The sequence below is a fragment of the Chitinophaga sp. YR573 genome, assembly GCF_900110995.1.
Classification (GTDB): Bacteria; Bacteroidota; Bacteroidia; order Chitinophagales; family Chitinophagaceae; genus Chitinophaga.
Genome location: NZ_FOJF01000001.1, coordinates 654,515 through 666,012, shown reverse-complemented (window position 1 = coordinate 666,012; position 11,498 = coordinate 654,515). Strand labels below are relative to the sequence as shown.

General features: G+C 41.7%; 12 protein-coding genes. 3 read left to right on the top strand and 9 right to left on the bottom strand.

The genetic code is table 11. The features are described from left to right. Nucleotides 1-12: 12 nt before the first annotated feature. Together BMW86_RS33295 and BMW86_RS33265 are read left to right on the top strand one after the other, a co-directional pair. Complete coding sequence (locus BMW86_RS33295) at nt 13-222, top strand: methyltransferase RsmF C-terminal domain-like protein (protein ID WP_143056465.1); 210 nt, start codon at nt 13-15, stop codon at nt 220-222. Between the two features lie 44 nt (nt 223-266). Further along, the gene (locus tag BMW86_RS33265; protein WP_089778791.1) at nt 267-1,265 is read left to right on the top strand and encodes a lytic transglycosylase; all 999 of its coding nucleotides are present in this window, start codon (nt 267-269) and stop codon (nt 1,263-1,265) included. 77 nt (nt 1,266-1,342) lie between these two features. On the opposite strand, the gene fmt is transcribed toward BMW86_RS33265, so the two are convergent. Continuing rightward, nucleotides 1,343-2,275: a methionyl-tRNA formyltransferase gene (gene fmt, locus BMW86_RS02900; protein ID WP_255372834.1), complete on the bottom strand. Its 933-nt coding sequence runs from the start codon at nt 2,273-2,275 to the stop codon at nt 1,343-1,345. Then, on the bottom strand, nt 2,265-3,428 hold the full coding sequence (locus BMW86_RS02895) for an exo-beta-N-acetylmuramidase NamZ family protein (protein WP_089778789.1): 1,164 nt from the start codon (nt 3,426-3,428) through the stop codon (nt 2,265-2,267). Before BMW86_RS02895 ends, fmt begins: the two co-directional genes overlap by 11 nt. A gap of 130 nt (nt 3,429-3,558) precedes the next feature. Between BMW86_RS02895 and BMW86_RS02890 the strand changes: the two genes are divergently transcribed. Then, nucleotides 3,559-3,984 carry an FKBP-type peptidyl-prolyl cis-trans isomerase gene (locus BMW86_RS02890; protein ID WP_255372833.1) on the top strand — a complete coding sequence of 142 codons (426 nt, stop codon included), beginning with the start codon at nt 3,559-3,561 and terminating at the stop codon, nt 3,982-3,984. Between the two features lie 56 nt (nt 3,985-4,040). Here the strand turns inward: BMW86_RS02890 and BMW86_RS02885 are convergent, their stop codons facing one another. The 7 genes from BMW86_RS02885 to BMW86_RS02855 form a co-directional block, all read right to left on the bottom strand. Next, nucleotides 4,041-4,436 carry an acyl-CoA thioesterase gene (locus BMW86_RS02885; protein WP_089778785.1) on the bottom strand — a complete coding sequence of 132 codons (396 nt, stop codon included), beginning with the start codon at nt 4,434-4,436 and terminating at the stop codon, nt 4,041-4,043. Continuing rightward, on the bottom strand, nt 4,414-4,626 hold the full coding sequence (locus BMW86_RS02880; protein WP_089778783.1) for a cysteine-rich CWC family protein: 213 nt from the start codon (nt 4,624-4,626) through the stop codon (nt 4,414-4,416). Before BMW86_RS02880 ends, BMW86_RS02885 begins: the two co-directional genes overlap by 23 nt. Nucleotides 4,627-4,929: 303 nt before the next feature. Beyond that, nucleotides 4,930-5,376 (bottom strand): CARDB domain-containing protein, encoded by a 447-nt coding sequence (locus BMW86_RS02875; RefSeq protein ID WP_089778782.1) that lies wholly within the window; start codon nt 5,374-5,376, stop codon nt 4,930-4,932. A 19-nt stretch (nt 5,377-5,395) separates the two neighbouring features. Then, the gene (locus BMW86_RS02870) at nt 5,396-6,649 is read right to left on the bottom strand and encodes a hypothetical protein (RefSeq protein WP_089778780.1); all 1,254 of its coding nucleotides are present in this window, start codon (nt 6,647-6,649) and stop codon (nt 5,396-5,398) included. 18 nt (nt 6,650-6,667) lie between these two features. Further along, nucleotides 6,668-7,909 carry a hypothetical protein gene (locus tag BMW86_RS02865; RefSeq protein WP_089778778.1) on the bottom strand — a complete coding sequence of 414 codons (1,242 nt, stop codon included), beginning with the start codon at nt 7,907-7,909 and terminating at the stop codon, nt 6,668-6,670. Nucleotides 7,910-7,983: 74 nt separating this feature from the next. After that, nucleotides 7,984-9,588, bottom strand: a complete 1,605-nt coding sequence (locus BMW86_RS02860; protein WP_089778776.1) for a hypothetical protein — start codon at nt 9,586-9,588, stop codon at nt 7,984-7,986. 109 nt (nt 9,589-9,697) lie between these two features. Beyond that, on the bottom strand, nt 9,698-11,497 hold the full coding sequence (locus BMW86_RS02855) for a tetratricopeptide repeat-containing sensor histidine kinase (protein WP_089778774.1): 1,800 nt from the start codon (nt 11,495-11,497) through the stop codon (nt 9,698-9,700). Between the last annotated feature and the right edge of the window lies 1 nt (nt 11,498).

The window sequence follows — 11,498 nt, the reverse complement described above, 5'->3', positions numbered from 1 at the left end:
ACGTTTGATGTAATGGTATTGCAACAGCCCTTATATTTGCGGAAACCGTTACCTGAGAAAAGAAGACCCGCAGGTAGCAGTCAATACCAGGGTTGGACACTAATGCGTTATAAGGATATATACTCTGGCAGTGACAGGGTCTTATCCAACCGCATTAATAATTACTATCCTAAAGAACTCCGTATACGAGGAAGTTTGAAGTACATAAACCTCAAAACCTAAATAATTTTATAATTTCGTTACCCGAAAGGTACAAACAGCGTAGTATGGTAAAAACGTTCATGACAATTGTAGTAGGACTCGTATTATGTGTGGCAGGAGCAAATGCACAGGATATGTTGCAGGTTGAGGGTACTACTCCCGACCTCTATTTAACGCACACGGTAAAAAAAGGAGAAACATTTTACAGCCTGGGAAGGTCATATAGTATATCTCCTAAAGATATAGCCACAGAAAACAATATCTCATTTGATAAGGGGTTACAACTGGGGCAAACAGTGAAAATTCCTTTGAATAACAATAATTTCTCACAGAAAGCAGATGCGGTAACAGGGAATACGCCTGTTTATCATAAGGTGGAAGAGAAGGAAACGTTGTATCGCTTAAGCCTGAATCATAATAAAGTTCCGCTGGATAATATCCGTCACTGGAATAATCTGACCGGAGACGGCCTGAAGAAAGACAGTTATGTAATTATTGGATTTCTGAAGAGTGGTGGTGGTATCCCAGCTCCTTCTGCTCCGGCAGCAACGCCTTCTGCGCCAGTGACAACAGCGCCGGTAAGTACACCGCCTGCTACCAAACCGGAACCAGTTCCTGCTAAACCAGAACCGGTTGTTACTAAACCAGAGCCTACCAGGCCGGAACCGGTTACTACCAAACCTGATACACCGGTAGCTACACCTCCTGCAACAACACCTGCGCCGGAGCCTGTGAAAACTGCGCCTGCTACGGGTTCTTTCGAGCAGATATACGCTCAGCAGACCAGCAATGGTAAGGTAACTACAGAGAAAGGTCCTGGTGGATGGTTTAAGAGTAATGCCGGTGCGGGTAAATATTATGCGCTGCATAATACTGCCCAGAGAGGAACTATCATCAAAGTAACGAATCCGCTGAACGGTAAATACATTTATGCAAAGGTGCTGGAATCTATTCCGCAGATCAAACAGAATGCCGGGTTGATCATTAAGCTGAGTGATTCTGCGCTGGAAGCATTAGGTACAAGTGATGCCAAGTTCTATGTAGAGCTGAACTACGAAAATTAAATTATTGGGGTGCAGGGCGAAGCCCTGCAAAACCCCTTCATATTTTTAGTGATGGTGCATTGCACCATCACTAAAACTTAGTTTGTAACTCTGTATCCTCTTAAAAAAGCCTCTATTTCCATCTTCTTTTTCCCTTCTAACTGTATCTCCAACAAGGAAAGATAACCATCTGCAGCAGCAATTTTCAGATACGTTTTATTATCCGTTACAAACTCCCCCGGAGCCACTTTAGGCGTAACATGTTCTTTCTCAGCCTTAAATATTTTAATGCCTTTACCCTGTAACGTAGACCAGGCCGTAGGATAAGGACTTAATCCTCTTACTAAATTATAAACCTGATCAACGGGTAAGGTCCAGTTGATCTGGCAATTCTCTTTAAAAATCTTAGGCGCATGTTTAACATCGGCAGCATCCATCTGTGCCTGAGGTTTTTCATGTACATCTCCGGAAACAATTGCCTGTACTGTTTTCAGCAACAACTGCGCACCTGTCTGCATCAGTTCATCATGCAATTCCCCGGCAGTTTCATCATCTCTTATCTGCACTGCCTGACTGAATAACACGTCACCGGTATCAATCTCATGCTGCAATTTAAACGTCGTAACACCTGATTCTTTTTCTCCGTTGATAATCGCCCAGTTAATAGGTGCAGCCCCACGATAGTTGGGCAGGAGAGAAGCATGTACGTTGATGGTGCCCAGAGGAGGCATATCCCATACCAGCTCCGGTAACATACGGAAGGCCACCACTACCTGTAAATCGGCCTGTAATGCCTTCAGTTCTTCCAGGAAGGCAGGGTTCTTGAGCTTCTCCGGTTGTAATACTTTAATATTTTTGGAGACAGCATATTGTTTCACTGCGCTTTCATGTAATTGTAATCCACGTCCGGCAGGTTTATCAGGAGCCGTAATTACTGCTACTACGTTATATCCGTTCTGTACCAGTATATCCAGTGAAGCCACTGCGAAGTCCGGTGTACCCATAAAGATGATCCTGGTGTTATTCTGCATATAATAAATATTTCTTCCTGGTAGTTTTAAATTTTGTCAGACCTGGTTCCCAGCTTTTACGAATCTCTTCTTCACTCAACCCTTTTTTAATCTGTTCCTGCAGAATAGCATTGCCTGCCAGTTTCTTAAAATAAGGGATGAAGAATTTTTCTTTATCAGGGAATAGTTTGTAAGCCTGTATCAGCCATTTCAACTGCACCCGTCCATCCATTTCAGCCCTTACCTGCTCTGGTGTTCCGGTAAGATTATACCCATAACAGGTAGTATCCTTCAGGGGAGGGTTTTTAGCGCCTTCAGTGCTGTGAGGTGTAAAAGAGAAGAGGTCTTTTGGCAGCAGGGGAGAGCCGAATACCTGGAATGGCAGGTCGGTTCCACGTCCCAGGCTCAGCGCCGTACCTTCAAATAAGCAGGTAGAAGGGTACAGGTAAATAGAGGCCATATTGGGCAGATTCGGGGAAGGGCTTATTGGCAGCAGGTAGAAAGTATGATGATCATAATGCTGGCAATGAATAACTGTCAGCTGGCAGTGTACACCATTCTTCAGCATTTTTTCCCCGTTCAGCATACAGGCATATTCCCCTACGGTCATACCATGTACAATAGGAATCGGTTGCATACCTACAAAAGAGCGGAACGTTGTATCTAATATAGGCCCATCTACATAATGTCCGTTAGGATTGGGTCTGTCCAGTACAATCAATGGTTTTTTATTTTCTGCCGCGGCTTCCATTAATTCCTGTAAAGAGGAGATATAAGTATAGAAACGTGTACCTACATCCTGTATATCAAACACTAAGATATCTACATCCTGTAAATCTGTTGCATCGGCCTTCCTGTGTTTACCATATAAGGATACAATCGTAAGGCCGGTGCGGGCATCTTTACTGTTACCTACTTTCTCTCCGGCATCCGCTTTCCCGCGGAACCCATGTTCCGGACTGAATATTTTCTGAATATGTATGCCCCGTTTTAATAAAGAATCTACAAGATGTGTATGTCCTATGGTCGCAGTCTGGTTGACGAGCAACGCTACCCTTTTGCCTTTCAGCAGGGGAAGGTATTCATTTGTCCTGTCGGCTCCGGTAATAACCTGGCTGCTGGCAGCAAAGCTGCAGGCCATCCATATAAATAACGGAATGATGATTTTATACATGGGCGTAAAATTACTTTAAATAGTCCATAGACAATAGACCTCTATAACCAATGCTAAGGCTGGTTCGTGGGTATATAAATTTTCTTACCTTGCAGGTATTAATCCAGTAAACACTTAATACTTTATTATTATGCAAGTTAAAAACGGAGATACGGTACGTGTACATTATCATGGCCGCCTGACCGATGGAACTACATTTGATTCTTCAGAAGGCAGGGACCCGCTGGAGTTCCAGGTAGGTGCAGGTATGGTTATTAAAGGCTTCGACAATGGTGTGATCGATATGAAAGTGGGCGATAAGAGAACCCTCGAAATTCCTGTAGATGACGCATATGGCCCTAAAAACGCTGAGCTGATCATGGAATTCCCAAAAGATAACATCCCGGCTGAACTGAATCCTGAAGTTGGTATGGATCTGCAGATGAGCAATCCTGAAGGACAGGTATTCCCTGTAAAGGTAGCAGCTATCGGCAGTGAATTTATTACCCTGGATGCTAATCACCCGCTGGCTGGTGAAGCGCTGGTGTTTGATATCGAACTGGTAGAGATCAAATAGAAGTAAGTCATTACACAATAGAAAAGGTCACGTAGTAGTACGTGACCTTTTTATTTTTAATCGTGTAATAATACGATCTGTGTAGGTCTTTTCTGATCATCAATTGCCACAAAGGTAAAGGTGCCTGATATGGCTCTTTCCCGATGAGTGTTGTACATCTGTTCCACAAAAATATCTACCTCTACTTTCAGACTTGTTTTTCCTACATGCACTACTTTTCCCACGAGCTCAATAATAGTACCACCCGGTATTGCTTTCTTGAAATCTATACGATCACTGGAAACTGTGACCATACGCATACGGCTGAAACGTGTGGCAGTAATAAATGCTGCTTCGTCCATCAGTTGCATAGCAGTACCACCGAATAGTGTATCATAATGGTTTACTGTGTTTGGGAATACTGCTTTAAAGATGCGGGTAACTGAGTCTTCAATCTGTTTTTCGTATGCCATGACTATTGTATATTTTTTGCATTATTGTGAGACAGTTCGCGCACAGGCATTCTCTGTATGTTTCATTGATGAAAGCACGCTCATCTTCCGTTAATGTCACCTGCTGGCACTGGCATTGGAGTATAGAACCAACCCGGCACTCAAAGGCTGTTTTACAGCGGGGACATGTTACGGTTTCATGATGAGCCATGTAGCAAAATTAGTTTAAAAAAAGGCCGTACTCAAATTACTTTTGAGTAGGTAGTAACTCAGTTTGAATATTATGACAGCGTAGACTGGCAGATGTTATTGATCATAAATACACTGCATCTGACTGTTTAGTTCTCTGATTTAGCTTTGGAATATGGGCTCAGGATTTGTTTTTCAATTTAACTTCACCTAATATTCACGTCAGATAAGGTGTATTTATGATCAATAACATCTGCCACGAAGATTATGTAATCAAACTGAGGCACTACCATTGAGTACAGCCCTTTTTTAAAGATACAATTGTTTAAAGTGAATGAATTGTAAAGTCAAATCCGAGATCGGTACTGATCGCCTTGTTTCCGTCCGCTGTATATACTGTTGCCTGAACATGGAAGATCCCGAATTTGTTTTCAAAAGCTCCATAATGTACTACTGCCAGCATACTGGCGCCAGGAGACAGACTGCCTATTTCTTCAGTTGGCAGTTCTAAGGCCGGGTCCTGATCACCACTCAGTACAAATTTCACCATAAAGCTGCCTGAATCGGTTTTACCATTGTTGGCGATGGTGATGCAGAAATCATACGGTACTCCCTGTACAGGATCAGAAATGAGCGTGGTGCCACCGTCATCACTCACCCATGTGTTCTCGGTTGGAATAAGGAATGAAGGATCTTCTGCGGTAGTTGTAGTGCTAACATCCGTATCTGTTCCTTCTTGTTCATCAGGAGATCTGTAAAATGTAATTTTCATGATTGTTATTTTTTAAGTGTTAAAATTGACTTCTTGATAAAGCATCATTCAGCATCAGTGAAGGAATTGCCTGATGCATTGCCTGCCAGTCGGAGTTGCTGATAATATCTTTAAAAAACGGCTGTCCAAGCAGGGCAAAGGAGCGATTTGGATTATCACTGTTCAGGACCAGTTTACTGTTCCTGATCGCCTGTCCTTTAGCCAGTAACAGGTTCACGTTTGTGGGAGTCCACTGTGAATATGCCCTGACTACTTTCTCGTCACCATATTTCTGTGCCCAGGCATTTGCAAGTTGTACCCAGTTGTCGTTAGTTTGTACCGGTGCATCAAACATGTATACTTCCTGCAGGGTATCTCCGTAGAATTCGCTGAAGTTGTTGTTCCCGGAAGCCTGCAGGAGATTATTACTACATAGATGTCCGCTGCTGAAAGCTGAAACTGCACACTTACCTACTGGTAACAGGTTGTCATTTACGTCTCCCAGCCGGTTAAGCAAAAACTGTTGTACTTCTTTTAATATCTGCAAATGACTATCCGGCTTTTCAAAATCGCCGCCATTTTTTTGCGGATCGAGTACAGGGATAATATTGATCACGTTTTTCTCTGCATTCGCTATCTGGTAGAGCAGACCTTTACCTGCCCATTCGTTGATAACATTGTTTGCATTGATATTTGTATTGGCCTGATAAGATAAATTCCGCAGAATAATAAAGAATAAAAAGTCCCAGCCATAAGGTGAATAATTCCCGTCAATTGTATCTTTAAGAGATTCTCTTCCGGGTTGATTAACGGCAGTATAATAGGATGCGATGTTCTGCCCTAATGTAGGATGGAAAAAAACATGAAATGGAAGACCTCCACCTTCTGTAAATGAAGACAGGTCTAATGAAGCTGGCAGGCTTACCGCTACTAATTTGGGAACTACATCTCCATCCCTTTCCAGTATGATCGTTTCAAAATCCGGCTGTGTTTGATTATCTGTCAATAATAATGTTTGTTCATTAACAGAGGTATCTTCTACAGTGGTAAAGCGAACCGGTTTTTCCTGTGTATCAAAACTGAAATCCAGTATCCTTTTATCCAGGGTTTGCAGATACGCAAAGAGTTCATCGTTGTTCATGGCAGCTGCCTTGTCAAAGTCTTCTGCAAAATATCTTTGTATGAATTCGTATATAAAAGGTTTTGATTCTTCTATTCTGGAAAGTCCGGGTCTTGCAGTTGTTCCGGGTATGGTATTGAGTTCATCCAATACCCTTGTTGTTATGTCGTTCATGGGGTTAATATTTTAATGTTATGATATAATGTTTGGATCTCCCTGAGCCGGTAGCTTGGGTAATACTTCGCACATCCAGCCAATTATCTGCATACCGGGTGTGATCAGTGCATTGTCGATAAATTCACTGTTGTTCAGATTAAATACTCCCAGACTAATACTGTTTTTTGCATTAGCCTTATCATCGTCTGTCCAGGCAGCTGTTATTTTTAAATTTTTTATCAGGATCATGGCTGTTGGAATACACTTCAGTATGCCGTTGTTACTCTCATCTTTAATACCATTGGAAAAGAAATTTTCCTGTAATGAAAGGCTATACCACATATTTGAAAAAGTAAATAGCGATGTATTGAACCATGGCCTTTCCAGGTATACCAGACAGTAATCAAACGACATAGAAAAAGCATTGGAATGTACAGGTGCTACATTGGCTGTATCATCTTTTACTAACTGTTGGGTAACACGGATTCTGTCAGAAAAATTTATCTTATTTAAAAGATTTAAGTTTCGCATTTCCATTGAAGGTTTAACCGCTACCGGATTTACAGTTGCATTCAATGCGATGGGTCTGATAGTGGTAGCAACGTTAAGGGGTCTGTTAACACGCTGAAACCGTGCACGCAATGGAATGTTTAATTTAGCAGACTGGGTTACGGCAGGTGAGGCACTGATATCTGGTGTGATCAACGTTTGAGGGTCCACCATCAGTTTTGTTCTCCATCCTAAAAAGGGCCTTTTGCCAGGGGGAGGGGCGGGTGTTGACGGCGGCGGTGTTTCAGTAGCGGAAAAAGTTTTATTTACCCAGAAAGGGCTGCTTATATCATACCATTTTTTAGGGAAGCCGTATACAGGCAGATAACTTCCTTCCGGCATGTTGATAGAAGCTTTTCTCCCTTCGTCCAGCTTTAACAGGGCCTCTGATTTTTCTTCACTAAAACGGGCGATATAGCTGGATTTGTCTTCTGCTATAATCTTCGCACCTGAAAAAACAGCGCTTTCGATGAGTGTTTCATAAGCGCTGCTCAGGCGGCCTGTATCAGGTATAAAAACTTCTTCTATATGCGGAAGGCGGTCACCTAATATAGAAAGTTGTTCAATTGCCTTGAGATCCGATAACGCGTTGTTATCATCCATAAAATCTGATGGATCTATCATACTTCCGAGAGGTTCGAAAGAGATAAAGGAATTGGAGTTCTCTACACCTTTATATTGCCCGGAAAAAAATGCACGCACATTTTCCATGAGATTATTGATGTCCATAATAAGGAATTAGTCAACATTCAAAAGAAAGTATACTTTCTTTTGAATGTTGTTTTGGGGAATTTATTTTCTGATTACTTAACAGGTGCCGGCGCTGGTTGAGCAGCAGGAGTTGCTGGTGTGCCAGAAGGAGTAGTGGCTGGTGCAGCCTTTGGCTGTTCCTCTTTTTTCTTCTGCATAAAATCCTTGCCGTTTTTCTTTGGAGATCCGGGCATGATGGTAGATACATAACCAATCACCTGTACGCCTTCAATAGAGATCCCCTGGCTATTCTCATCAAACGTAAAATCTCTTTTGGCGTGAGATTCGCTGTGATGAGCGCATACAGAGAATGGTCCAAAACCTATGGACCCTCCACCGGAAGATGCCGTATTTAACGTTTCAATATCTTTGGATTTTTTGTTCCATTTGATCACTACATTCCTGGCGAGAATAAAGCTGGTAACAACTGAAGGAAGGAATAACATTTCAGTTGGATTATTCAGTTTGAACTGCTGGTTAAATGTGCCATCAGAGATACAGCTGGCAGGGTAATCACCCACCAGGAACCAGTTATTGAGATTCAGTAAGGTAGTATCCAGCCATGGACGTTGAATGTCTGCCACTGCATACTCAAATTCGATGGTCAGTCCTTCTGTCTGAATGTTCAGTGATGTTTGTGTTTTATCGGAAGAACCTCCTCCTCCAATAGAAAAGAAGCCTATGCTGAAACCACCACCGGCATCAGTATGAGTGGTTTGGGTATCAAAATGTGATTCTGAGTGAAAATCGGACTGAGAATAACTGTTCCATCCATCGGCGCCAGTGGCAGAATACCATTTGGAAGGGCTCATAAAGGTATAAGGGATATTCCCTACAGAAGGAATATTTACCAGGCTGTTTTCATATTTGTGTTTAGACCTGGCGATTAGTAATATGGCCGGATCTATACCCTGACTGGCTAACACTGCAATGGCTTCATCAATCTCCTGTTTAAAACCAAAAGATTGCCATTGGTCCCATGCAAAATCCACATCGTCCTGGTAGGTTTTACCCTGTATCGGCCACATTTGTAATTTCATAGGATCAGAAAGCGCATTGGCATACTGTTTATCCCTGGTGCGCACGGCAGTCTGGTATCCATCGCGGTATTGCAGGTATTTTTCATAATGCATAGTAGCATCGCCGTTGCTGTCCATTAAAGTAGCATGTGCTTTGTCAAGGGCTTTTTTCATGTCGTCGTTCAGTTCCAGATCGGGGGCGATCCCATTGGCGCCATTGATGATAGCAAACCAGCTATCATTGACTTTGCTTGTGCCTGGTGCAACGCGATAGGAAGAATCCATCACAATCTTGGAATCGGTGAGCATAAAGGTTTGCAGAAATGCCTGCATACTTGCTCCGATATTGGCGCTCATAAATTGCATATCATCCAGTTGTTTACTGGCTGATACTGACGCTACCGTAGTGGGGTCCTGGCCCGTAGTATTACCACTTCCCGGTGCTTTAGGTTTCGAATCAAGGATCTGTTTCAGGTTGGAGCCGGTAGGAGTCCAGGGATTTTTAAAATCTTCTTCAGGTACCGGTAACCCAATGGGGCGAAAAGATACAAAATACCCTTCGGGCATTTTTTTGGTGTTGGGGTCAACGCCTACAGCTTTGTACTTGAGATCATTAAGTACTTTCATTACGTCTGCCATAACATTTTTTTTTTGGGGTGATTAATTGTTATGGTATCGAAAGTAGGAACGTAAAGCAGGCGTTTCCTGTTTTATTCTGTAAACGTGATGAAATAATCTGTAAACGAATTTAAGCAGGTAAAAAGGGGATATAGATCTGTAGCGTGATATGGCCGTTGGTATATGTCAGATCAATAGTAGCATGCAGTTTCTGTATAAATTCTTTTGTAAGAAAGAGCCCCAGGCCGTTGCTTCCACTATCAGGAGATGCATGCAGTAATTTGAGTTCAAGCAGTTCAAACGTAATTTTGTCTGCCTCATTTATGATAGAACAGATAATGCCTTTATCAGTAGCACCGGCATTCATTATGATGGTAGAATGTGGCAATGCGTGATTAATTGCATTGGAGATTATATTGCGTAAGATTGTTTTCAGGAGATTTTCATCTGTACGGATTTTTACTTCGGTTGTTGTGTTATCTACAATAGTGATATGTCTTTCTTCAGCTACATCATGGTATAATCTGATCAGTTCCTGATAAACATCGTGCACCAGTAACATGACTGGCTGAAGGGTAAATTTGTTCATCTGACTCTTGCTCCAGATCAGCAGATCTTCCATGGTATCCAGCAGTTGGGTTACCTGCTCGTTTTCCTCACTCTCTTCACCGGCTTTTATTTCCTTTAGTTTAAACAGCGCATATAATGAGCTGATAGGACTGCGGAGATCATGACTGATAATCGAGAAGAGTTTTGCTTTTGTTTGATTGGCTTCTTCCAGTTCGGCTGCCAGTGTTTCCACTTTCAGCTTTTCCAGTTCCAGTTTCTGATTCGCTCTTTTACGAATGCCAAGGTTCCTGAAAGCAAGGAAGGCCAGCAGGCTGATAGCTATGGCAATAATGAGTACGATGATAAAATTACGTTGTCTTACGCTGGACTGATCTTTTGATAGTGTAAGGTTTTGCCGGCTTATCAACAGGCTGTCATGGTTCCTGCGTACCTCAAATTTGGCATCTGCTTCAGCTGCAGCCTGTTCAATGTCGGCAGTGTTGATACTGTCTTTTAAAACAGCTTCAAGGTTTTTATAGAAAAAAGCGTTTTTATAATCGCCGGTATTGTTATACACATAAGCAAGATTATGATATAATACTTTTGTATCATTATCACTAACAGCAGCATTGATGTATTTTTGCGCCTGCTTCAAACTGGACATGCTTTCTGTAAAGCGGTCCTGTTTCATCAGGCAATCTCCCTTATTGAGATAACCGATAAACAGATAAGCGCTATCATTTAGAGATAGCAGTATATCAATTGCTTTATTATAATAGTTCAATGCCCGTTCATACTGCTTCAATAAAGAGTATGTATCTGCTGTAAATAGCAGTGCCCTGTCCCTGGAAGTGTTGTAAGTAGAATTGTTGGCAGATACCTTATTAAAATAAGCAAGTGCTGAATCATATTGGTGGATGATCTTGTAAGCAATGCCAATATTATTATAACAATCAAACAGGTTACTACTGTCTTTTTGTAACAGCGAATAATTGATCTGTCTCTTGAAATAATCTATTGCTTTATCATATCTCTTTGTGAAATTAATTTCTGCCGAACCAAGATGGTTATAGATAAAAGCCATGGAGGCATAATCTTTTGTGCCTTCGTAATATTTTAATGCTTCTCCGTAATAATAGATACTTGAATCAATTTTATTTAAAGCTTCGTAATTGTTGCCATAATATAGATTTATTGATTCATTATAACCGGTATCCTTCCCTTTTAAAGCAGCGGCTGTATGTAATAAATTGATGGCTGCACGGTATTGACCATGCATACTGCTATCATAAGCTGCGAATACCAGCTTTTTAAATTTGTTTTGAGCGAGGCTGCAAAAGCCTGTTGATAAAAAAAACAGGATTAGAATGATCCTGCTCATA

Excerpts from the sequence above, each read along its gene's own strand:
- BMW86_RS33295 (WP_143056465.1), top strand. The coding sequence starts at position 13 with ATGGTATTGCAACAGCCCTTATATTTGCGGAAACCGTTACCTGAGAAA.
- BMW86_RS33265 (WP_089778791.1), top strand. The coding sequence starts at position 267 with ATGGTAAAAACGTTCATGACAATTGTAGTAGGACTCGTATTATGTGTG.
- fmt (WP_255372834.1), bottom strand. The coding sequence starts at position 2,275 with ATGCAGAATAACACCAGGATCATCTTTATGGGTACACCGGACTTCGCA.
- BMW86_RS02895 (WP_089778789.1), bottom strand. The coding sequence starts at position 3,428 with ATGTATAAAATCATCATTCCGTTATTTATATGGATGGCCTGCAGCTTT.
- BMW86_RS02890 (WP_255372833.1), top strand. The coding sequence starts at position 3,559 with ATGCAAGTTAAAAACGGAGATACGGTACGTGTACATTATCATGGCCGC.
- BMW86_RS02885 (WP_089778785.1), bottom strand. The coding sequence starts at position 4,436 with ATGGCATACGAAAAACAGATTGAAGACTCAGTTACCCGCATCTTTAAA.
- BMW86_RS02880 (WP_089778783.1), bottom strand. The coding sequence starts at position 4,626 with ATGGCTCATCATGAAACCGTAACATGTCCCCGCTGTAAAACAGCCTTT.
- BMW86_RS02875 (WP_089778782.1), bottom strand. The coding sequence starts at position 5,376 with ATGAAAATTACATTTTACAGATCTCCTGATGAACAAGAAGGAACAGAT.
- BMW86_RS02870 (WP_089778780.1), bottom strand. The coding sequence starts at position 6,649 with ATGAACGACATAACAACAAGGGTATTGGATGAACTCAATACCATACCC.
- BMW86_RS02865 (WP_089778778.1), bottom strand. The coding sequence starts at position 7,909 with ATGGACATCAATAATCTCATGGAAAATGTGCGTGCATTTTTTTCCGGG.
- BMW86_RS02860 (WP_089778776.1), bottom strand. The coding sequence starts at position 9,588 with ATGGCAGACGTAATGAAAGTACTTAATGATCTCAAGTACAAAGCTGTA.
- BMW86_RS02855 (WP_089778774.1), bottom strand. The coding sequence starts at position 11,497 with ATGAGCAGGATCATTCTAATCCTGTTTTTTTTATCAACAGGCTTTTGC.